Origin of the sequence: Erythrobacter sp. R86502 (assembly GCF_042466465.1) — a bacterium.
GTDB lineage: Bacteria > Pseudomonadota > Alphaproteobacteria > Sphingomonadales > Sphingomonadaceae > Erythrobacter.
Genome location: NZ_JAXHCJ010000001.1, coordinates 980482 through 1002554 on the forward strand (window position 1 = coordinate 980482; position 22073 = coordinate 1002554).

At 62.2% G+C, this 22073-nt stretch carries 16 protein-coding genes and 1 tRNA gene; 16 read left to right on the forward strand and 1 reads right to left on the reverse strand.

Annotated elements, in window-relative coordinates; all coding sequences use genetic code 11:
• Positions 1-41 precede the first annotated feature (41 nt).
• The gene (locus tag SJY33_RS04685; RefSeq protein WP_379921430.1) at positions 42-845 is read left to right on the forward strand and encodes a DUF1206 domain-containing protein; all 804 of its coding nucleotides are present in this window, start codon (positions 42-44) and stop codon (positions 843-845) included.
• A 13-nt stretch (positions 846-858) separates the two neighbouring features.
• Here SJY33_RS04685 and mutL read toward each other — a convergent pair whose 3' ends face one another.
• Entirely contained in the window at positions 859-2715 is a 1857-nt protein-coding gene (gene mutL, locus SJY33_RS04690) for a DNA mismatch repair endonuclease MutL (protein WP_379921431.1), read from the reverse strand.
• A gap of 203 nt (positions 2716-2918) precedes the next feature.
• Here mutL and SJY33_RS04695 point away from each other — a divergent pair, with 203 nt between their 5' ends.
• The 15 genes from SJY33_RS04695 (at position 2919) to SJY33_RS04765 (ending at position 21955) form a co-directional block, all read left to right on the forward strand.
• Complete coding sequence (locus SJY33_RS04695) at positions 2919-3965, forward strand: rod shape-determining protein (protein ID WP_379921432.1); 1047 nt, start codon at positions 2919-2921, stop codon at positions 3963-3965.
• Positions 3966-4012: 47 nt separating this feature from the next.
• Complete coding sequence (gene mreC, locus SJY33_RS04700) at positions 4013-4978, forward strand: rod shape-determining protein MreC (RefSeq protein ID WP_379921433.1); 966 nt, start codon at positions 4013-4015, stop codon at positions 4976-4978.
• Positions 4978-5532, forward strand: coding sequence for a rod shape-determining protein MreD (locus SJY33_RS04705; protein WP_379921434.1), 555 nt, complete (start codon positions 4978-4980; stop codon positions 5530-5532). The genes mreC and SJY33_RS04705 overlap by 1 nt, the downstream gene beginning before the upstream one ends.
• Positions 5532-7673 (forward strand): penicillin-binding protein 2, encoded by a 2142-nt coding sequence (gene mrdA / locus SJY33_RS04710; protein WP_379921435.1) that lies wholly within the window; start codon positions 5532-5534, stop codon positions 7671-7673. Before SJY33_RS04705 ends, mrdA begins: the two co-directional genes overlap by 1 nt.
• Positions 7670-8803, forward strand: a complete 1134-nt coding sequence (gene rodA, locus SJY33_RS04715; RefSeq protein ID WP_379921436.1) for a rod shape-determining protein RodA — start codon at positions 7670-7672, stop codon at positions 8801-8803. Before mrdA ends, rodA begins: the two co-directional genes overlap by 4 nt.
• A 128-nt stretch (positions 8804-8931) precedes the next feature.
• Positions 8932-9007, forward strand: a tRNA-Lys gene (locus SJY33_RS04720).
• A gap of 544 nt (positions 9008-9551) precedes the next feature.
• A complete protein-coding gene (locus SJY33_RS04725) occupies positions 9552-10745 on the forward strand; it encodes a DUF932 domain-containing protein (RefSeq protein WP_379921437.1) in 1194 nt (397 codons plus the stop codon).
• 130 nt (positions 10746-10875) lie between these two features.
• Entirely contained in the window at positions 10876-12948 is a 2073-nt protein-coding gene (locus SJY33_RS04730; protein WP_379921438.1) for a ParB/RepB/Spo0J family partition protein, read from the forward strand.
• A 72-nt stretch (positions 12949-13020) separates the two neighbouring features.
• On the forward strand, positions 13021-13236 hold the full coding sequence (locus SJY33_RS04735; RefSeq protein ID WP_379921439.1) for a DUF6117 family protein: 216 nt from the start codon (positions 13021-13023) through the stop codon (positions 13234-13236).
• 41 nt (positions 13237-13277) lie between these two features.
• Positions 13278-17621: a strawberry notch-like NTP hydrolase domain-containing protein gene (locus tag SJY33_RS04740; RefSeq protein WP_379921440.1), complete on the forward strand. Its 4344-nt coding sequence runs from the start codon at positions 13278-13280 to the stop codon at positions 17619-17621.
• Between the two features lies 1 nt (position 17622).
• The gene (locus SJY33_RS04745) at positions 17623-18681 is read left to right on the forward strand and encodes a toprim domain-containing protein (RefSeq protein ID WP_379921441.1); all 1059 of its coding nucleotides are present in this window, start codon (positions 17623-17625) and stop codon (positions 18679-18681) included.
• Between the two features lie 306 nt (positions 18682-18987).
• Positions 18988-19905, forward strand: coding sequence for a DUF2493 domain-containing protein (locus tag SJY33_RS04750; protein WP_379921442.1), 918 nt, complete (start codon positions 18988-18990; stop codon positions 19903-19905).
• Positions 19906-20061: 156 nt separating this feature from the next.
• Positions 20062-20946 carry an FRG domain-containing protein gene (locus tag SJY33_RS04755; RefSeq protein WP_379921443.1) on the forward strand — a complete coding sequence of 295 codons (885 nt, stop codon included), beginning with the start codon at positions 20062-20064 and terminating at the stop codon, positions 20944-20946.
• A gap of 295 nt (positions 20947-21241) precedes the next feature.
• Complete coding sequence (locus SJY33_RS04760) at positions 21242-21406, forward strand: hypothetical protein (protein ID WP_171008551.1); 165 nt, start codon at positions 21242-21244, stop codon at positions 21404-21406.
• 24 nt (positions 21407-21430) lie between these two features.
• Positions 21431-21955: a hypothetical protein gene (locus tag SJY33_RS04765; protein WP_379921444.1), complete on the forward strand. Its 525-nt coding sequence runs from the start codon at positions 21431-21433 to the stop codon at positions 21953-21955.
• Positions 21956-22073: the final 118 nt, after the last annotated feature.

Here is a 22073-nt window from a genome sequence, read left to right on the forward strand (position 1 = left end):
AAACCGCCCGCACATGGCGGCCATCCCAGTGAAAGATGACAATGCCCGACACCGACAGCAAGTTCGATATGATGGTACGCGCCGGCTATTTCTCCCGCGCGCTGCTTTACATCGTGCTCGGACTGATTGCGCTGGGCACCATCGGACAAATTTCTGAAGGCACCGACGGGATTTTTGCCACAGTCTCGCAATTGCCCGGCGGAACCGCGCTGCTGTGGATTCTGGTGGTGGGGCTTGCGTGCTACGCCCTGTTTCGTCTGGCGTCGCCAGTGTTCGACATCGAGCACAATGGGTCCGATTGGAAGGGCTGGGCACAGCGGATCGGTCATGCCGGAAGCGCGGTTGGCCACCTGGCGCTTGCCTGGACGGCTTACAAGTTTGCCACCAATACCGAAAGCGGCGGCGAAAGCAGTGCTTCTCAAGCAGCTGGCGGCGTATTGTCGCTTGAACTTGGCGGCGTGATCGTCGGCCTTCTTGGGGTGGTGTTCTTCCTTGCGGCCTTTGCGCAGGCCAGCAAGGCGATCACCGCCAGCTTCATGGCGCGCATATCGCCCGCGGCACCCGATCAGACCCGCTGGATGGGGCGTGCAGGCTATGCCACCCGCGCCGTGGTGTTTGGCGTCACGGCTTGGTCGCTGATCGAAACAGGCTTCATGGCCGAAGGTGCAGGCAATGTGAAAACACTGGGCGAAGCCGTTGGGGCATTGGCTGGCACGGGTTGGCTTTACACCGTGTTTGCGATCGGTCTGCTGATGTTCGGCCTCTTCAGCCTTGTGCTGGCGCGGTACGCCATCGTCCCCGATTTCGATGCCGATGGCCGCGTACCCAAGTTTCGCAAAGGCTGACGTGTCAGCAGGTTCAATGCCGTCCGAACAGCTTTTCGACATCTTCCATCGACAGCTTGACCCATGTCGGTCGTCCGTGATTGCATTGACCTGATCGCGGCGTGATCTCCATCTCGCGCAGGAGAGCGTTCATCTCCGCCACGCTCAGCGTTCGTCCGGCGCGCACCGATCCGTGGCATGCCATCGTCGCCAGCACCAGTTCGAGCCGTTCGGCAAGCAGCAGCGCCCCGCTGTCCTCTTGCTTGCCGTGTTTGGCGATATCGTCGGCCAGATCGCGCAGCAGCCTGCCGCTATCGGCCTTGGGCAAAGCTGCGGGAAGTGCGCGAACCAGCATCGCTGCAGGGCCGAATCGTTCGATCACCAGTCCGTAACGCGCAAGCCCTTCGGCGGCATCCTCCAACCGGTCGCAATCGACTTCGTCGAGATCGACCACATCGGGCACCAGCAGCGCCTGACTGCGGCGGTTGGCCTCCCCCGCTCCAGCCGCACGCAGACGTTCCAGCACAAGGCGTTCGTGCGCAGCGTGTTGATCGACCAGCACCAACCCGTCGGCGGATTCGGCGACGATATACGTATTGGCGACCTGACCTCTGGCAATGCCAAGCGGATAGGTGTGGGCCTGCTCGGGCAAAGGCGCGGCTTCTTCAGCGCGGCCTTGTGGCTGCGCAAGCGGCGGCGTCCAAGCCGAATGCGCCTCGCCCAGACGGGTGTGCGGCGCGCTGTCATCACCGCCTCCAAAAATATTTGCCAGCGTCGGCGCGGTGGGCGCTGACGCGCTGGGTGCAGGTTCCGAAACCCATCGCCCCATCGCGGCACGATCCGGCCCCTGCGCACTGCGCCTGTCCCCTGTTGCAAGCGCCTGACGAAGTCCGCTGACAATGAACCCGCGCACGCCGGCGCTGTCACGGAACCGCACTTCGGTCTTGGCCGGGTGGACATTCACATCGACATCGGGCGGCGGCAGGTCGAGGAACAACGCCAGCACCGCATGGCGATCGCGCGCCAACATATCTGCGTATGCGCCGCGCACGGCGCCCACCAGCAAGCGGTCCTTCACCGGGCGGCCGTTGACGAACAGATACTGGTGATCGGCCACCCCGCGATTATACGTCGGAAGGCCAGCAAGTCCGGTCAGCCGCATGATGCCGTGCGGCGTTTCGCGCAGCATATCGATCGCAACCGAATTATCTTTCAGTTCGTGCGCGATGATGCGTGCGACGCGGGTTGCCAGGTCTTCGCCCGCCTGAAGCGAAAGCACTGTGCGCTTGCCGTTGTCTCCGATGGTTTCAAGGCTGAAAGCGACATCGGGCCGCGCCATGGCAAGGCGGCGCACCACATCCAGGCAAGCGGCATATTCACTGCGGGCGGTGCGCAGGAATTTGCGGCGTGCCGGCACCTTGGCAAACAGTTCCTCCACTCGCACGCGCGTACCGGGCGGCAGCGCAGCAGGTTCATCGTTCAGCACGGCGCCGTGATCGATGACGCGCCGCCAGCCTTCGCCCGCGTCCGCTTCGCGGCTTTCGATCGTAAGGCGCGCGACGCTGGCGATCGATGGCAGGGCTTCGCCGCGAAAGCCCAGTGTCGTCACCAGTTCGATTGCGCCGTCCGGACCGATCAGCGTATCGGGCAGCTTCGATGTCGCGTGCCGTTCCAACGCCAGCGCCATCGCATCCGGCCCCATCCCGCACCCGTCGTCGATCACCTCGATCCGCGTGAGGCCGCCTTCTGCCAGTATCACGCCGATTCGCTGCGCACCGGCGTCGATTGCGTTTTCCACCAGCTCTTTGAGCGCCGCAGCCGGTCGTTCAACCACCTCTCCGGCGGCAATACGGTTGACAAGAGCGGATGGGAGGCGGCGGATTTCGGGCATTTGTCGCACGCTAGCGTTCGGACGTCGCAATTTCGAGGGGACAGGGCCGGAAATCGCTTTGGCAGTGGACAAATATTTTGGCCTTTTGCCTGCGGATTCGCTAGGCGCCCGGTGTCATGTCATAACCGGGTCGAATTTTTCCGCTGCCGTTTGTCCGGAACGTCGCGCGGACCCGCCCCGCCATCACTGGAACACCACTACACATGAGCTTCCTGTCCAAATTCTTCAAATTCGGCTCGCAAAACATGGCCATCGATCTTGGTACGGCCAACACGCTTGTTTATGTGCAGGATCAAGGCATCGTGCTGAACGAGCCTTCGGTGGTGGCGATTGAAACGATCAACGGGATTCGCCGGGTCAAAGCCGTCGGCAATGATGCCAAGATGATGATGGGCAAGACCCCCGACAGCATTGAAGCCATCCGGCCGCTGCGCGATGGCGTTATCGCCGACATCGAAGTGGCCGAAGAAATGATCAAGCATTTCATCCGCAAGGTGAATGGCAAGCGCACCTCGATCTTTTCGCCGCCGCAGATCGTGATCTGCGTCCCGTCAGGATCAACATCGGTTGAGCGCCGCGCCATCCGCGATGCGGCCTCCAACGCGGGTGCTTCCGATGTCCACCTGATCCTTGAACCCATGGCCGCGGCAATCGGCGCCGATATGCCGGTGACGGAACCGGTTGGCAGCATGGTGGTGGATATTGGCGGCGGCACGACCGAAGTAGCCGTGCTCAGCCTGCGCGGATTGGCGTACACCACATCGGTGCGCACCGGTGGCGACAAGATGGACGAAGCCATCGTTTCCTATGTGCGCCGTCACCATAACCTGTTGATCGGGGATGCCACTGCGGAACGCATCAAGAAGGATTACGGGATCGCGATGATCCCCGAAGATGGTCTTGGCGAAACCATCACCCTCAAGGGCCGCGACCTTGTGAACGGCGTGCCCAAGGAAATCACGATCAATCAGGCTCATGTCGCTGAAGCCTTGAGCGAACCGATCGGCGCGATCGTTGAAGGTGTGCGCATCGCGCTTGAAAACACCGCGCCCGAACTGGCAGCCGATATCGTTGATCAGGGCATCGTTCTGACCGGCGGCGGGGCCTTGATCCGCCGGCTGGACGAACATCTGCGTGAAGAAACCGGCCTGCCGGTATCGGTCGCCGAAGATCCGCTGCTGTGCGTCGCGATCGGCACAGGCCGGGCGATGGAAGATCCCATCTATCGCGGCGTGCTGATGACCGCGTGACGCACGCGTATCTGAGCCGCCCTATACGACAGAAGGGATCCTAACCCATGGCGCCCCCCTCTTCGCGCCGATCGGGCTTTTCGAAGAAGGCGCAGTTCTCGCTGTTTACCGGCTACCTGTTGGCCGGTGCGGGGGCTTTGCTTGGTCTTGCGTTGCTTGCGGTATCCTTGTGGTATCCGGCGGCGTTTGCACCCGTGCGCGGTGTTGCAAGCGATGTGGTGGCCCCTGCTGGCGAAGTCGGCGCGGTCACGCGCGCAGGATCGCAGGGCTTCTTCGCTGGCATCAGCGGCTATTTCAACGCAGGGCGGCAGAATGCGGCATTGCGGCAGGAAATGGAGATTGCGCGTATCCGTCTTGGCGAAGCCGAGGCCGTCAAGGCCGAAAACCGTCGGTTGAAAGGCTTGCTGGCCTTGCGCGACAGCGAAGCGCGTCCCGTTGCCACGGCACGCCTCGTCGGATCGACAGCCACCAGCGCGAGGCGTCACGCCTATATCAGTGCAGGCCGTGCAAACGGTGTTGCCCCCGGCATGGCGGTGATTTCCGAACGCGGCGTTGTTGGCCGTGTGCTCGAAGCGGGCCGTACCTCGGCGCGCGTGATGCTTTTGACCGATAGCGAAAGCGTGCTTCCCGTGCGCCGCGCAAAGGACAACGTGATCGCCTTTGCCGAAGGGCGCGGCGATGGGTTGCTGCGGATCCGTCTGGTCAATCTCGGCGTCAATCCGCTCAAGGTTGGCGATCTGCTGGTCACCAGCGGCGCGGGGGGATATTACCGCCCCGGCGTTGCCGTTGCGGTGATTTCGAAACTTACCCCAGATGGCGGTATCGCGCGGCTGGTGGCCGAACCTTCGGCGACGAATTTCGTGGCGGTTGAACCTGTGCACGAACCGGTTGCCGTGGCGGAACTTGAAGAAATCGATGCGCCCACGGCGGCCGCATCGCCCGCTGCATCGCCCTCTCCCTCTTCCACGCCTGCGCCGGCGGAACCCGCAGGCGCCGTGACCGGAGCGGAGTGATGGAGCGGCTGGATCCCAGGTCGCGCTCGGACATTTACGGGCGACGCATCAACCGTGCGCCCTCACCGCTGCGCGCGCGTAGTGTGCCGTGGTTAACCGTCATGCTGGGTTCGGTGCTTCCCGTGCTGCTGATTGCCGATCTGATGCCATTATTGCCGTCGCTCGGCTTTCTGACATTGCTGGGTTGGCGGCTGGTGCGCCCTGGTCTTTTGCCGCTGTGGGCCGGCGCGCCACTGGGCGCATTTGATGATTTGGTGAGCGGACAGCCTTTCGGCAGCGCGGTTTTGCTGTGGTCGCTTGCGCTGATCTTCATTGAACTGATCGAAACACGCTTTCCCTGGCGCGGGTTCTGGCAGGACTGGTTTACGGCCGCGCTCGTCGCCACTATCTACTGGTTTGCTGCGCTGCTGACATCGGGCGCACGTCTTTCTCAAGACCTGTTCATCGTTGCGCTGCCGCAGGCGTTGCTGGCGGTGGTGCTATACCCACTTATCGCGCGGATCGTGGCTGGGCTTGACCGGTTCCGGTTGGCGCGGGCACGAAGGATCAACTGATGAAGATCCCGTTCCTGCGCGATGGACCGGACCGCGGCCCGCGGATGGTCAACGCCTCGATCCTGCGCAGCAGTTTCGAGCGTCGCGGCGCGATGATTGCCGCCGTGCAGGGAGGGATCGGGGTCTTGCTGGCGCTACGGCTGGGGTATCTTGCTGTTGCCGAGAATGAGAAATACCGGCTCGAATCCGAAAGCAACCGGGTCAACCTGACACTGATTCCTCCGCGGCGCGGATGGATACTGGATCGCAACGGCGCACCGCTTGCATCCAACCGCGCCGATTTCCGTGTCGATATTATCCCCGAACGACTTCAGAATGCCGAGGACACGATCAATCGCCTCGGCCAGCTTCTTGCGCTGGAGCCGTCGCGGATTGCTGATATCAAGGACAAGGTCGCAACCGCCCGCGGGTTTCAACCTGTCGAAGTGGCCAGCGGGCTGGGGTACGATCAATTCGCCGCGCTGAGCGTGCGATTGCCCGACCTTCCCGGCGTGGTCCCGCAACGCGGATTTTCACGGTTTTACCCCACCGCATCCAGCGTCGGCCATCTCATCGGCTATGTCGGCCCGGCATCGGCTGAGGAATACGAAAAAGACCCCAATCCGCTTCTCATCACACCCGGTTACAAGATCGGCAAGGACGGGCTGGAAAAGCAATTTGAACGCAATCTGCGCGGGGTGCCCGGTGCGCGGCGGGTTGAAGTGACGGCATCGGGACGAATTGTGCGCGATCTGGAAACCCGGGAAGATGTGCAGGGCAACCCCATCAAGTTGACGATTGACGGGCCGCTGCAGGATTATGCCGCCCGCCGCATCGGGCTTGAAAGCGGTTCGGTGGTGGTGATGGACTGCCGCACGGGCGACTTGCTGTGTATGGCGTCCATGCCCAGCTTCGACCCCAATTCGTTTTCGGATGGGATCGGCGGCGTGGAATACGCGATGCTGCGCGATGACGAACGCGTACCGCTGCGCAACAAGGTGCTGAAGGGGCTCTACCCGCCCGGATCGACAGTCAAACCGATGGTGTCGATGGCGCTGATGCAGGCAGGGGTTGATCCTGCGGAAACCGTGTTCTGCGGCGGCGGTTTGCGTGTCGGCAACCGTGTGTTTGGCTGCTGGAACCGGCGCGGTCATGGCGCGGTCGATATGGCCAAGGGCATCTATCAAAGCTGCGACGTCTATTTCTACGCCATGGCGCAGCGTGTCGGCATGGACCCGATTGCCGCGATGGCGCGGCGCTGCGGGATGGGGCAGGAATTTCCCCTGCCCGTCACCAGCCAGTTTTACGGCACCGTTCCTGATCCTGCCTGGAAGATGAAGAAGTGGGGCCGCGAATGGCAGACCTTCGATACGGTCAACGCAACGATCGGTCAGGGGTATATGCTGTCCAGCCCGTTACAGCTCGCCGTCATGGCGTCGCGGTTGGCCACCGGCCGCCATGTCATGCCGCGTTTGACGCTGGATACAAAGCCCAAGGGTTTCGACGATATCGATTTTCCGACTGAACAGGTCGAATACGTGCGCCAGGCGATGAGCGATGTGGTCAACGGCCCCGGCACAGCGGGCCGCGCACGGCTCCCGATCGACGGGGTGCAGATTGCCGGGAAGACAGGCACCGCGCAGGTCGTCTCGCTTAGCATTTCGAACGGCAAATCCGGACCGTGGAAATACCGCGATCATGGTCTTTTCATCTTTTTTGCGCCGTACGATAATCCGCGTTACGCCGGAGCTGTCGTGATCGAACACGGCGGCGGTTCGGGCGCGGCCTATCCGATTGCGCGGGACGTGATGACTTTCATGTTCGATCCGACCAAGGGGCTTGAAGCGCTGTCGGCGCTCGAAGAAGGATGGGGCGGTACCGCCCAGCAACGGCTTGATGCGCGCTATGCGGCTTACGCTGCGGAACGCGGCGCCACTGTCAGTCGCCCGCCTCGCCGCGAAGAGGAAATCTTCGACCGCGTCGAGGCCGAGGCGCGCCGCGCTGCCACGCAGCCTGAAGCGATCGCAGATGAAGTCATTGCGCCGCGCCCGGAAGCCAATCCTTCGGGCACGCCGCCGGGGCCGGCCGTGCTGCCCGGCGCATCCGCATCGCCGCCGGCCGCCGCTGCCCCGGCACCGCCGGTAACCGGGCCTTCGGAATGAACACTTACGCATCACGCGGGATCGTCCCCGAACCGATTGCGCGTCAGCCGTGGGAAATGCTGATCCCTCTGGTGCTGCTGACCGGATTTGGCGGACTTGTGCTCTATTCGGCAGGCGGCGGCGCGATGCAGCCGTTTGCCATGTCGCATCTGGTACGGTTTTTGGTGTTTGCGGTCATGGCGGGGATCATTGCATCGCTGCCGCGCGATGCCGTGCGATTGCTGACGTACCCAGCCTATCTGATGGTGCTGCTCATGCTGCTGGCAGTGGAGATCGTGGGTCAGGTGGGCGGCGGAAGCCAGCGCTGGCTTGAATTCGGGCCGATCCGTATCCAGCCCTCCGAAATCATGAAACCGGCGGTGGTTCTGGCGATGGCGCGGTTCTACGAGACATTGCCCCCGGGCATGGTTGGATCCTGGCGTTCGGCAATGCCATCGGGCATGCTGATTTTGCTGCCCATCGGGCTTGTCCTGATGCAGCCTGATCTTGGCACATCGGTCGCCATTGCCTTTGGGGGCGTGGTGGTGATGTTTCTGGCAGGTCTTCCCCTGTGGTGGTTCCTGACCGCAGCAGGGGCCGGCGTCGCCGCCCTGCCCGTTATCTATTTCTTCGCGCTGCACGATTATCAACGTGCCCGTGTCACGACATTCCTCGATCCGGAAAACGATCCGCTCGGCGCGGGCTATCACATCGCGCAATCCAAGATCGCAATCGGATCGGGCGGGATTTTCGGCAAGGGATTCAACAACGGCACGCAGAGCCATCTGAACTATCTGCCCGAACCCCACACCGACTTCGTCTTTTCAAGCATGGTTGAAGAATGGGGACTGGTTGGCGGAATGTTCGTCCTGACCATGTATGCGCTGATCCTGCGCTGGGGCTGGAAGGTTGCCAGCGAATCGCAAGACCGCTTTTGTGCCTTGCTGGCCGCAGGGGCGACAGCGACGATCTTTTTCTACATCGCGATCAATCTGTTGATGGTGATGGGTATGGCGCCGGCCAAGGGTATCCCCCTGCCCTGGATGAGCCATGGGGGTTCTTCGATGATGACGAACATGATCTGCATAGGACTGTTGATGATGGTGAATCGCTGGAACAAGGCGGCCCCGCGTCGTGGGTTGGCACTATAAATTCACTTTCCTGCGTTTAACCCCTTGCCATCCAAACGAGAGGCGCTAAATGCAGCGCCTCACGCGGATCAGGGCGCTTACATAGCTCTCCGGTTTGCAGTCCGACCCCTTCGAGGGCTGATCGGAATGGACGCATAGCTCAGTTGGTAGAGCAGCTGACTCTTAATCAGCGGGTCCTTGGTTCGAGCCCAAGTGCGTCCACCAAACTTCTCAACGACTTAGGTGTAAATATACACCCCTTCCAAGGGGCTGTCGAGCGCCACGTAATCGCCACGTAATCAACGTGTTTCGTAGTCTGGCGTAGAGGCTTGATTTTCGATGTGTGGGAGGACGTTTCCTCCCTGGTCGAAGCCGCTGAGCGTCTTCTTCACACCCACCTCAGCGGGGACACCCCGCAACGCCCCGAAACGAGGAGCGGGGCTGGCGACGCGCTCGGTCCCGTGCGCCGTTCCGGTGCACTCCTGCGGGCGCGGCGTTTCACCACAAGGGCCCCGCACGCACTCTGAACCGGCGGACACGAAACGAAGCGCAGGCTGGGAAAGCCGACAGGCCCCGCCTTTCGGCCTGCACGAGCGATGACACGATGCTCCGCCTCTTTCAGGGTGCAGTTTCTTGTCTTGGTAATCGCGCTGGTCGCTCGTGCAACTACAAGGCTTGGGATTTGAGAGTGAGAGTTTGGCGGGGCTTCGCCGTGACGGGATGAGGGTCGAGAGAGAGGCTCCCGGCCAGCCGTCATGGAGATTTTCCCATGGATATGCAGTTTCTCGATACGCGCCGCGACCCAAACGGTGGCTACAAGGTCGATGTCTCGCGCGGCTCGCGCGTGGGTCGGGTGTCGTCGGAATGGTTCTCGCGCCCCGATGATGAACGGTTTTTGTCACTGGGCGATCTGGCCCGATCAGTGCGCGGTCGGTCTGACCGGAGCCGGACGCGCGTGGTCGAGACGGCGCTGATCCATGTCGAAGCAAACCGCAATGATCCGGAACGCCTGACTCTCATGTTGCCGGGTGCCGAGGCACCGGTGACGCCAACTCATTGGAGCTTTGGGCAACTGGCCAGCCAGGTAGGCGCTCCTGCTGCCTATCTGCGCCAACTTCCGGCGCCGCTCGCCGCGATCAATCTGCAATACGGGCTGACCTCCAACCGAGCCGAGCAGATCAAGACGCTCGAAACCGACAATGGCCGCGTCGAACTGCGCGCCGTGACGGGCCCCGATTACGGCCGGATCTACGACCATGAGCTCGTCGAAGCGGTGCAGAAGATCGCTGGCAACGGCACCGGCGACACACGCTGGAAGGTTCCAGGCGTGCTCGACTGGTCGACCGGGGTCTACAACCCTAATGTCGACATCTCGAAGGATACGACCACGCTCTATGCGTCCGATCGCGACGTCTTCCTGTTTCTGGTCGATGATTGCAACCCGATCGAAGCCGGGCGGCTGCCCGACGGATCGCCCGATCTCTACTTCCGCGGGTTCTATTGCTGGAACTCCGAGGTCGGCGCCAAGACGCTCGGCATGGCGAGCTTCTACCTGCGCGCGGTCTGCCAGAACCGGAACCTGTGGGGGGTGGAGGACTTCGAAGAGATCAGCATCCGCCACAGCAAATATGCGGCGAACCGCTTTGCCCACGAAGCCGAACCGGCGCTGCTGAACTTTGCCAATTCCTCGCCGCAGCCGTTCGTCAACGGCATCAAGACCGCCCGAGAGCGAATTGTCGCCCGCAGCGACGAAGACCGGCAGGATTTCCTCCGGGCGCGCGGATTCTCCAAGGCTGAAACCGGCCGGATCATCGAGACCGTCCTCGCCGAGGAAGGCCGACCGCCGGAATCGATCTTCGATTTCGTTCAGGGCATCACCGCGTTGGCGCGGTCAAAGGCCCATCAGGACGCCCGGCTCGATATGGAAGGCAAGGCCAAGAAGTTGCTCGACCGGGTGCACTAAGCGTGCCCGGGCCCAGCCAGTTACTCCTGCGTTGCGCTGCCTTCTCGAAAGTGAGAGGGCGGCGCTTCGCTTCGTGACGGGTTCGGGCCTGAGAGAGAGTCTTTCGGGCGGCCCGTCATGGAGAAACCCCATGACCAAGACACTGCCCAAGCTCGTGCTCAGCGCCTCGCGCGACATCCCGTTTTCGCAGCTGGTGCTGAGCCAGAAAAATGTGCGGCGCGTGAAAGCCGGCCTTTCGATCGAGGATCTGGCCGAGGACATTTACCGCCGGACCCTGCTCCAGAGCATCAACGTCCGCCCCTTGCTCGATGTCGACGGGAAGGAAACCGGCATGTTCGAAGTGCCGGCCGGTGGCCGCCGTTTCCGAGCCCTCGAACTGCTTGTGAAGACCAAGCGGATGGCCAAGGATCAGCCCGTTCCTTGCGTCGTGCGTGAAGCCGGGATTGCCGAAGAGGACTCACTCGCGGAAAACGTCATGCGCGTTGCGCTGCATCCGCTCGACCAGTTCCGTGCCTTCAGCGCGCTGATCGAAGCTGGCCTGTCCGAGGAAGACATCGCCGCGCGGTTTTTCGTCTCTGTCTCGACCGTACGCCAGCGCCTGCGGCTCGCCTCGGTCTCGCCCACCCTGCTCGAGATCTATGGTGACGACGGCATCACGCTCGAACAGCTCATGGCCTTCTCGGTTACCGACAACCACGCGCGCCAGGAGCAGGTCTGGGAACAGGTCAATCAGGGGCACCATGTGCCGGCTTACCACATCCGCCGCTTGCTGACCGAAGATGCGATCTCCGCAAGCGACCGCCGCGTCCGGTTCATCGGCATTGACGCCTACACCGAGGCTGGCGGCTATGTGATGCGCGATCTGTTTTCGTCGGACGAGGATGGATGGTTGCAGGATCCCGGACTGGTCGAATTGCTGGTGAGCGAAAAGCTCTCCGAACTCGCACAGGAAATCGGTGCAGAAGGCTGGAAATGGGTCGAGGCTGCGGTTGACCTGCCCTATGGCTGCGAGCGCGGCAAACGCCGGATCGTCGCCACGACCGTTCCGTTGACCGACGACGAGCAGGCACGGCGTGATGTGCTGGTCGAGGAATATGACCGCATTGGCGACGACTACGGCGATGGCAGCGACCTTCCGGACGAAGTCGATGCGCGGCTGACCGCAATCGATGCCGAACTGACCGCCTTGAACAGCCGTCCCACGGTCTACGATCCGGACGACATGGTGCGTGCTGGCGTGTTCATTTCGCTGACCCACGATGGTCGCCTGCGGATCGACCGCGGCTATGTCCGTCCTGAAGATGAACCCGTCGCAGAAGGCCAGAATGACGGTGCGCACGAAACCAACCCCGACATGTCCGATGGCGCGACTGTCACCGTCGCAGGGCAAGCGGCGCCAATCGGCGGTGACGACGACGAAGATGAGGCGATCAAGCCGTTGCCTGACAGGCTCGTTTCCGAACTCACTGCTGAACGCACGCTCGCGCTGCGCGATGCACTGGCCAACGCTCCGCAGGCGGCGTTCCTCGCCCTTCTTCATGCGCTCGTCCTGGCGGTGTTCCGTCCCCACGGGACTCATGGCTGTGTGCAGATCGGCGTTACCCAGGCCTGGCTCGGCAATGTCGCACCAAACTTGCGCGAGAGTGTCTGGAGCCAGTCGATCCAGGCGCGGCACGAACATTGGGGTGAAAGGCTGCCGGATGAACCACAGGCGCTGTGGGACGCCCTCGCCGCAATGCCGCAGGATGAGCAGATGGCGCTGCTCGCCCACTGTGTCAGCCATGGCGTCAACGCACTGTTTGAGCCGAGCAAGGGCTATGATGGACGCATCTCGGCGCATGGCGTGGCGCAGCGCATTGCCGCCGCAGATGCTCTGGCAGCAGTCGTCGGGCTCGACATGGCCGAGGCTGGCTGGACGCCAACGGTCGACAACTACCTCGGGCGGGTGACCAAGCCCCGGATCATCGAAGCGGTCCGCGAAGCCAAGGGCGATGCGACCGCAGCCCTGATCGAACATCTCAAGAAGGGTGACATGGCACGCGAGGCCGAACGGCTGCTGAGCGGCGCCGGTTGGTTGCCGGAACCCCTGCGGTTGCCGGTCATCGAAGGAGACGAAACTGAAATTGCGGTCCTGCCCGATTTCCTCGCGGATGATGCCGGACAGGCGGACGCCGACGGCGCCTTCGCGATCGCTGCCGAATGAACTTTGCTCGCGCGGGGCGGCCCCGGTCGCCCCGCGTGTCTTGCCCCCCCTCACCGATGAAGGAGCCTTGCCATGGCAATTCCTGACCATGCCCGCGCCAATTTCAAGACGCTGCTAAAAGCGGCACAAGCGGGCGATCTCGCGCTGATGGAATGTACCGAGGTTGCCAGCGGCGAAACCCGCTACGTTCTTTGCGCAGTTGGCCGCGACGACGGCGACTATGTGATGACACCGTTCGGGCACCTCGCACCGGGCAATCCCTACGAGGCCTATATTCCGCCCGCCTGATCCGGCCTGCACTCCCCCAACTTCATTGAAGGAATTCCGACATGACCAACTCGCCTTTGGCGGGGGCCTCCGCGCGCCCGCTTGCCGCTGCTTGCCCGCAGCAAACCGCTACCGCGATCATCACCGCAGCCCATGACCTGCTCGGCCACCTTGCCGCCGGTCGCCGGATCGACACGCCCGCCATTCGCACCGCCATGCAGTCCGCCTTTGGCGCAAGCGATGCGACAGGAGCCTGGGACTGGAAGATCGCCTACGAAGCCGTCGAGGTCGCGCAATTACTGTTCATGCGCCGCTACGGCCCGGCGATCCACGCCAGGACCGCCGATCCGTTCGAACGGCTGAAACTGGTCGAACGGATTGCCCGGCTTGCCCCGACGCAAACCCGGCGCAGCGAGGAAATGCACGCCTACCAACAGTTCTCGACGCCGCTGGGACTGGCATGGGTGGCCGGGTTTGCTGCGGGCTTTTTGCCAGGCGAACTGGTGCTCGAACCTTCTGCAGGCACGGGACTGCTGGCGGTACAGGCTGAGCTCGCCGGATGCAGGCTGGCCGTGAACGAGGTCGCCGACGTGCGTGCAGCCCTGCTTGGCAGCCTGTTCGCAGGCTCGGCCGTGTCGATGCATGACGCCGCACAGATCCACGACCGGCTCGATGCAGCTGTGGTGCCGAGCTGCATCATCATGAACCCGCCATTCTCGGCAGCACTGAATGTCGAAGCCCGTGTAGCCGACGCAGCGTACCGACATCTGTCGTCAGCATTGGCGCGGCTTGCCGACGGCGGTCGGCTCGTCGCAATTACAGGGTCCAACTGCGCGCCAGATCACAAGGCATGGCAAGATGGTTTCTTCCGGATGCAGGACAAGGCCCGGGTGGTGTTCAGCGCGAGCATTGCGGGCAGCGTATTCGCACCGCACGGCACTACGATCGAAACCCGGTTGACCGTGATCGACAAGGCTCCCGCTGACGATCCAGCGCAATTTCCGGCGTCGCCAGGCATGGCTCCCGATCTTGCGACCTTGCTGCGCTGGTTGGCCGACAGCCTCCCGCCACGTCAGCCCATCGCCGCATCAGCGCTTCAGCCACTGGTCGCTGCCCGCAATTCAAAAGCGATCAAAGCCAGCCCAAAGCCGAGACTGGCTGCAGCCCCGATCCCTGCGACATCCGGCGTGCCGCTCGACTATGATGTGATCGACTGGTGTGCTCCGACCGACGGCAAGCTCTCCGAAACGCTCTATGAGCCCTACACGCTCCAATCGATCCGCATCGCTGGCGCTCAGCCGCATCCGACACGACTGGTGCAGTCAGCCGCGATGTCCTCGGTTGCGCCGCCCAAGCCGAGCTATCGCCCGCATCTGCCCGCGGGCCTCGTCGAACAGGGGCTGCTGTCCGATGCCCAGCTCGAATCGGTAATTCATGCGGGCGAAGCCCATGCCGACCATCTCGCCGGCAGCTGGTCCGTCGATGCGACCTGGGACAGGGTCGAGGCTGCGCCCGATGACTGCGACACGGCCGTCCGGTTCCGCAAGGGCTGGTTCCTCGGCGATGGCACCGGCGCTGGCAAAGGGCGTCAGGTGGCAGGCATCTTGCTCGATAATTGGCTCAAGGGTCGCAGGCGCGGGGTCTGGATTTCCAAGTCCGACAAGCTGCTCGAAGATGCGCAGCGCGACTGGAAAGCTCTGGGGGAAGAGCCCTTGCTGGTCACCCCGCTCACCCGGTTCCGTCAAGGCACACCCATCCGGCTCGAGCAGGGCATCCTTTTTACGACCTATGCCACGCTACGCTCCGACGCGCGCGAAAACCGGGTTTCCCGAGTCCAGCAGATCGTCGATTGGCTGGGGACCGACTTCGACGGGGTCATTGTCTTCGACGAGAGCCATGCCATGCAGAATGCCGGAGGCGGCAAATCCGAACGGGGCGATTGCGCCCCCTCGCAGCAGGGACGTGCCGGACTGCGCCTGCAGCATGCACTGCCCGATGCCCGGGTCGTCTATGTCTCTGCAACCGGGGCAACCACGATCGAGAACCTTGCCTATGCTCAGCGGCTCGGCCTGTGGGGCGGCGCAGACTTTCCCTTCGACAAGCGCACCGATTTCGTTGCGGCCATCGAAGCGGGCGGGGTCGCAGCGATGGAAGTGCTGGCCCGCGATCTGAAATCGCTCGGCCTCTATGCCGCCCGTTCGCTTTCCTACGAAGGCGTCGAATATGAGCTGGTCGAGCATCAGCTGACACCGGACCAGGTCCGCATCTATGATGCCTATGCCGGGGCGTTTCAGGTCATCCACAACAACTTGGACGCAGCGCTGGAGGCCGCCAACGTCACGAGCAGCGAGGGCACGCTCAACGCACAGGCCAAGTCTGCGGCCCGCTCGGCGTTTGAATCCGCCAAGCAGCGCTTCTTCAATCATCTGATTACGGCGATGAAGACGCCAACGCTGATCGCCGCGATCGAGCAGGGCCTCGCCGATGGCCACGCCGCTGTGGTGCAGATCGTCTCGACGGGGGAAGCGCTGCTGTCGCGCCGCCTCGCCGACATCGATCCGGGCGAGTGGAACGACACTCAGGTCGATATCACGCCGCGCGAATATGTTCTGGATTACCTCCTCCACAGCTTCCCGACCCAGCTTCATGAGAGCTTCACCGACGGCGACGGCAATCTCGCGTCAAGGCCAGCCTATGACGAGGATGGCAATGTCGTGCAGTGCCGCGAGGCTTGTCAGCGGCGCGACCGGCTGATCGAACAATTGGCATCAATGGAGCCGGTGCAAGGCGCACTGGACCAGATCGTCCAGCGGTTCGGGACGGATATGGTGGCCGAGGTAACTGGTCGATCGCGGCGGATCGTCCGCAGGGTCGACGCGAATAGTGACCGGCTCGCGGTCGAGAACCGGCCTGCCCATGCCAACCTCGCCGAAGCGCAGGCATTCATGGAGGATCGCAAGCAAATCCTCGTATTCTCCGATGCCGGGGGCACTGGACGCAGCTACCATGCCGATCTGGGCGCGAGGAACCAGCGGCTCCGCCATCACTATCTGCTGGAAGCAGGCTGGAAGGCCGATGCTGCTATCCAGGGCCTGGGCCGCACCAATCGCACCAATCAGGCGCAGCCGCCGATGTTCCGGCCGGTGGCCACTAATGTCCAGGCCGAGAAACGCTTCCTCTCAACAATCGCCCGGCGGCTCGACACTCTGGGTGCGATCACGCGCGGACAGCGGCAGACCGGTGGTCAGGGGCTGTTCCGCCCCGAAGACAATCTCGAAAGCCCCTATGCCCGCGATGCGCTGCGCCAGCTCTATGTGTTGATCTATGCGTGCAAGGTCGAGCGATGCTCGCTAGCGACCTTCGAAAGCATGACCGGCCTGTCGCTGACCGACAGAAGCGGGTGCCTCAAGGACGAACTGCCGCCGATCACGACTTTCCTGAACCGGCTGCTGGCACTCACCATCGATATGCAGAACGTGCTGTTCACGGTGTTCGAGCAATTGCTTAGCGCCAAGGTCGAGAGCACAATCGCGGCGGGCAGTTACGATCTCGGGCTGGAAACGCTCACCGCAGACAGCTTCACCGCCACGGGCAGCGAGCCGATCTACGTCCATCCGGCCACCGGCGCAGAAACCCGGTTGCTCACGATTGCAATGCAGCAACGCAATCAGCCGGTCTCGCTCGAGCGGGCGCTCGACCTTCGGCGTGAGCCTGGAGCACGGCTGTTGGTCAACACTCGCTCGAAACGCGCTGCAGTGCAGCTGCCGGCTCGCAGCGTCATGCTCGACGATGGCGAAGTTGAACGCCGCGTCCGGCTGATCCGGCCGATGGAGCGGCTGAACTTTGCCCATAGCCATCTGCCCGAGACCCACTGGGAGGAGGTGGACGAGCGGACATTCGCGACAATCTGGCAGGACGAGGTGGCACAAATCGATGAGTTCACGACAAGCGAACTGCACATCGTCACCGGCCTCCTGCTGCCAATCTGGAAACAGCTTCCCGAGGAATCCACGCGTGTCTATCGGCTTCAGACCGACGATGGCACCCGCATTGTCGGTCGCCGCGTGTCCGCAGCATGGGCAGCGAGCGCGACAGCTAGGCCAGACGCGCCAGTGTTATCGCCACCACAGGCACTTGCATTGCTGCGTGAAGGGCACGCGGTGCTCGACCTTGCCGATGGGCTGCAACTGCGCCGGTCGCGGCTGATGCAGGTGAACCGGATCGAACTCACCGGGTTCGGATCGGCGGCGATCGACCGGCTCAAAGCCATGGGGCTGTTCTCAGAGATAATCAGCTGGAAACTGCGTCTGTTCGTGCCCGACAACATGGTGACAGGGTCGGCTGTGCTCGAGCGACTGTTCGAACGGCACCCCTTGGCCCGAATTCTTGATCGAAAGGCTGCCTGAGATGGCAAAGCTCTCTACGCGCGCGGCAGAATTATCGGAACGGCTTGCGCAGAACGTGCAGGCCGTTTGCCGCCATTATCTGCCCGCAGGCAGGCGCGAAGGCCGCTACTGGATGGTTGGCGATGTCGCCGGAACACCCGGGCGCAGTCTCTACGTCCGCCTATTCGAAACCGAACGCGGCGCGATCGGCAACTGGGTCGATGCCGCAACCGGTGAGCATGGCGATCTCGTTGATCTCATCCGGCTCAACCAGCGGCATGGGCGTCTGTCCGAAACCATTGAGGAAGCCGAACGCTTCCTCAGCCTGCCACCATCGGCTTTGGACGATCAGCGCAGTGCCGCGTCATTCGCCAAGCCCGCGCGCGCAGGATCCACAACCGCTGCCATACGCCTGTTTGCCGCCTCGAAACCACTGACTGGATCAATGGCGAGCACCTACCTGCGATCACGTGGCATCACACGCGTATCTGACCTGCCAGCCCTGCGCTTTCATCCGCGATGCTACTACAGACCGAACGAGGACGATGATCCAGCAACACTAGGCGCTTTCCCGGCACTGATTGCAGCAGTAACCGACAACGACGGCGTGCAGACCGGCACCCATCGCACCTGGCTCGATCCATCCGGCAGCGCGAAGGCCAAAGTCGCATCGCCGCGCAGGGCGATGGGCAACATCCTCGGCAACGCCATCAGGTTCGGATCTGCGGATGATGTCATGATCGCAGGCGAAGGCATTGAAACCATGCTGTCGTTGCGCGAAGTTCTGCCAACCATGCCGATGGTCGCCGCAACTTCGTCAGCCCACCTTGCCGCCATCCTGCTTCCGCCAACACTTCGACTTCTCTACGTCGCACGTGACTTGGATGCTGCAGGCGACGCAGCGTTTGGCGTCCTGACCGAGCGCACACAGGCAGCAGGGCTTGAACTTGTATCACTCATGCCTGTCCTCGCTGACTTCAATGACGACCTCCGCCAGCATGGCGTTGCTGCACTGGCGGAACGGGTCCGCCATCATCTCCGAGCGCAGGATCAGACACGCTTTTCCGTCGAAATTGGCTGAGCCGATACGGAGTTGGAGGATGGGGCGATGGCAACGTGCATGGGACTTGAGCCAAGACCTGGCCCAGCCCCGGCCTTCTTCGAGTGGCGTCCGAAAGACCGGCTGCCGCGAGGCCGCAATGGCGGTCATGCGGCTATTTTCCGGCGGCGCGTCCGCGCCTTTCCATCGCGAACCAAAATAGCCGCCCGTCCGCCATCCTCCGCTGCACTTCGGTCCATACGGATGCAGCCTCGCGTCAGCCGGTCAGAGGGACGCCCATGAAGGCCGGACAAGTTGCCCGGTCCCAAGGCCCCAAGGACCGACGCAATGACCATCACGACCGATTCAGAACCCGAACACGAAGCCTCAGCCACCGCCCATCTCCTCGATGAAATCGCCCTCTACGGCTATCGCCCCTTCTCCGACGAAGCCGACCCGCGACCGCTCCCCGAAGAGCGCATTGCCGCTGGCGCCGTCGCCGACATGTTCGATGCCCTCATCGCCACCATGATAGACACGAGGCTCGAACCCGATCTGGAGGACCTGTGCTGGTCGCTCGCCAATCTCTTCCACCGAGCCGAAGGCCGGATCCAGCGCGAACTCGACGACAATGAAGATGCTCAGAAGCGCAGCCAGCGCGAGCAGGATGGCTCCGAGGTCATGTCGGTCGAACTCGAACGCCTACTTCGCGAAGGCACCAGCTTGATTGAACGCCGCAATGCGATGGAATTTATGCGTGATGCCGCCGGAGACCAGTTCGAATTGCATTTCCGCAAGGCCTGGACCCCGCGCACCGGGTCACTCGTAAATCATCGCACTATGACAGCCGCCATGATCGACAGCCGCGACTTCCTCGCTGCCAAACGTCGCTCAGAGACTGAGCCGCTGCTTCCGGTGGGCACGCGCATCGCGTTTACGTCCGGTCCTGACTATCAGAACCACAACCGGATATGGGCCGTCCTGGACAAGGTGCTCGCCAAATATCCAGACATGGTCCTGTTCCACGGCGGCAATCCAACCGGCGGGGAACACATCGCTTCGCTATGGGCGCGCAATCGCAAAATCACCCATGTCCCGTTCCGGCCAGACTGGTCACGTTTCAAAAAAGCAGCACCGTTTCGGCGCAACGATCAGATGCTGGAAGCACTGCCCAAGGCTGTGGTCGCCTGCCCAGGCAATGGCATCAATGCCAACCTCGTCGACAAGGCGCGCAAGATGGGGATTTCGGTGTGGCTGATTGAATGACGGGCTCGCGCTCAGCCTAGGATTTCGACACTACATCGCCCGCCATCGCTTGCTTTCGGTCGCCGACACCGCGCACTATTTCTGCGTTCGCCTCACATAGCGTACACACCTATAAGCGTGGCGCCGTTGAGGGTGGCAGGACTGGGAGGAACGCAATTGTCGATTACATCCGTGTCGGAATTCGTCGAAAGCATCCTTGAGAGGTCCACCTCGACCAGCATCGTTACCTCCTATCGGGGCCACGGCAGCACCGATTTTAAGCTTAAGCCGTCGATCTTCCGCAAATCCGGCACCAAAGAGAACGAGCACATTCTGCTGCGTGAGCTAATCGCGGCTCATCCAGAGGATTTTCACGGCGACACCAGTGCGCTCGAAATGCTGGTGAGAATGCAGCACTATTCGCTGCCGACCCGATTGCTTGACGTGACATTCAATCCGTTAGTGGCGCTCTATTTTGCCTGTGAGAGCGTCAAAAAACGAATTCTGATCAAACGAGATGGTCGGCCTTCTACTCGTACGGTGGAAATGGATGGCCAAGTCGTCATTCTACTCGTCCATAAGCGCCGCATCCGCTATTTCGACAGCGACACCGTGAGCTGCCTGACCAACCTCGCCAGACTCTCATGGAACTACAAGGAAAAAATCGACACGGACCTTGAGCAAATCAAATTCAATGGCAGCACACCGGTCAAGCGGCTGCTGCACTTCATTCTGCAGGAGAAGAATGGCTTTCTGCCCGAGATCATACCAAGCGACCTCGACAGTATATTGCTGGTTAAGCCAAAGCAGAACAACAAGCGCATTCTCGCCCAAGCTGGCGCTTTCTTCGCCTTCGGCCTCGACGAGGAGATTGTCAGCGGTAGCGTGGACAAGATAAAGGTCGAGCACATCACGGTCAATGCAAAATCAAAGGCCGACATTCTCAAGGAACTCGACAAGCTCGGCATCAATGAGAAGACAATGTTCCCTGAAATCGAGCGTGCGGCACGCTATATCACCGGCACACTATCATCAGGCGATACGGCGTCGAAGTTGATTTAGCCGGCATGACTTCGCAACACGGTGCTACTTCCCGCGGCCTATTCGAGTGTTCCATCTGAAGCCGACTTCGACGGTGTCGTCCAAATAGGACCACTACGCACACGCGGCAACTACCTCGCTCTTCGTGGCCAATCCGTTGGCCGACCCCAAGCCTCCCTCAATCAACCCGTAAAGGGTCCGCTACGCTGCGCGTGCGGCCACTGCGGCTGCACCTTCGTGGTGATTGCGGCTTTGCGCCGTCTGTCCGGGGCCTGTCGAGCGGGGATGGTCCCTGCTCCGAGACAGGAGCTCGAATATGTCACTCACCATCGCTCAGCGTCATGCCTGGAGCCTCGCCCGCACCCTGATGGTCTGCGTTACCCTGTTCCACGCCGGTAACGGCTACGCCGCAGTCCCAACGTCCGAATTCGATGGCGATGCCGACAGCATCGTGCGCGAATATGACCCGTTCAATCCCTGACCGCGTCAGATTGCGTTGCGGCGCATGGCTGGATGCTCATCGGGTATTCCAGCCGATGCGCATTTCTGCTATGGATTCCATGCACATTGCGCTGCGGTGGAGGTGGAGAGCGCGTCCCTTACCCTTGGATACAAGGAGGACGCCATGCTGATCGGCTTTGCCCTGTTAATCGTCGCAGTATTCCTGTGCTGCGCGCTTCTATTCCGCCTTTCGATTTACGCCCTTCCGCTGTTAGTCGCGTTTCTTGCGGGTTCGGCGACTTACCGCACCGATAGCGGCATTCTCGCTGCGCTCGCCGCCGCAGGCATATCTACCATCATCGTGCTCGCTGCAGCCCAGTTAACGCTGGCGTTTGCTAAGTCCGACCTGACACGTGCTGCGGTCGGCTTCGCCTTTGCCGCGCCCGCAGCCATTGCGGGCTATCACGCAGTCCACGGCATTGCTGCGGCGACCATGCCGCCAAGCGCATGGCAACACGCCTTGTCATTGCTTGGCGCTGCGATCATCGCGGCTGCATCCTGGACTCATTGGAGCCGCGCCCGTCCCTAGCTTTGCCATTTTCGAAGGCCCGCCCGGCAGGTGCCCGGCGGGGCTCACACGGCCAAATCGGCCAGTACGAGGCAGGCGTTGTGTTCGAGTGGCAGTTTCTGCGTCCCTCTTCTTGGGT

Excerpts from the sequence above, each read along its gene's own strand:
- SJY33_RS04765 (WP_379921444.1), top strand. The coding sequence starts at position 21,431 with ATGGCTGGATGCTCATCGGGTATTCCAGCCGATGCGCATTTCTGCTAT.
- mrdA (WP_379921435.1), top strand. The coding sequence starts at position 5,532 with ATGAAGATCCCGTTCCTGCGCGATGGACCGGACCGCGGCCCGCGGATG.
- SJY33_RS04745 (WP_379921441.1), top strand. The coding sequence starts at position 17,623 with ATGGCAAAGCTCTCTACGCGCGCGGCAGAATTATCGGAACGGCTTGCG.
- SJY33_RS04735 (WP_379921439.1), top strand. The coding sequence starts at position 13,021 with ATGGCAATTCCTGACCATGCCCGCGCCAATTTCAAGACGCTGCTAAAA.
- SJY33_RS04705 (WP_379921434.1), top strand. The coding sequence starts at position 4,978 with ATGGAGCGGCTGGATCCCAGGTCGCGCTCGGACATTTACGGGCGACGC.
- SJY33_RS04685 (WP_379921430.1), top strand. The coding sequence starts at position 42 with ATGCCCGACACCGACAGCAAGTTCGATATGATGGTACGCGCCGGCTAT.
- SJY33_RS04730 (WP_379921438.1), top strand. The coding sequence starts at position 10,876 with ATGACCAAGACACTGCCCAAGCTCGTGCTCAGCGCCTCGCGCGACATC.
- SJY33_RS04695 (WP_379921432.1), top strand. The coding sequence starts at position 2,919 with ATGAGCTTCCTGTCCAAATTCTTCAAATTCGGCTCGCAAAACATGGCC.
- rodA (WP_379921436.1), top strand. The coding sequence starts at position 7,670 with ATGAACACTTACGCATCACGCGGGATCGTCCCCGAACCGATTGCGCGT.
- SJY33_RS04725 (WP_379921437.1), top strand. The coding sequence starts at position 9,552 with ATGGATATGCAGTTTCTCGATACGCGCCGCGACCCAAACGGTGGCTAC.
- SJY33_RS04760 (WP_171008551.1), top strand. The coding sequence starts at position 21,242 with ATGTCACTCACCATCGCTCAGCGTCATGCCTGGAGCCTCGCCCGCACC.
- mutL (WP_379921431.1), bottom strand. The coding sequence starts at position 2,715 with ATGCCCGAAATCCGCCGCCTCCCATCCGCTCTTGTCAACCGTATTGCC.
- mreC (WP_379921433.1), top strand. The coding sequence starts at position 4,013 with ATGGCGCCCCCCTCTTCGCGCCGATCGGGCTTTTCGAAGAAGGCGCAG.
- SJY33_RS04740 (WP_379921440.1), top strand. The coding sequence starts at position 13,278 with ATGACCAACTCGCCTTTGGCGGGGGCCTCCGCGCGCCCGCTTGCCGCT.
- SJY33_RS04750 (WP_379921442.1), top strand. The coding sequence starts at position 18,988 with ATGACCATCACGACCGATTCAGAACCCGAACACGAAGCCTCAGCCACC.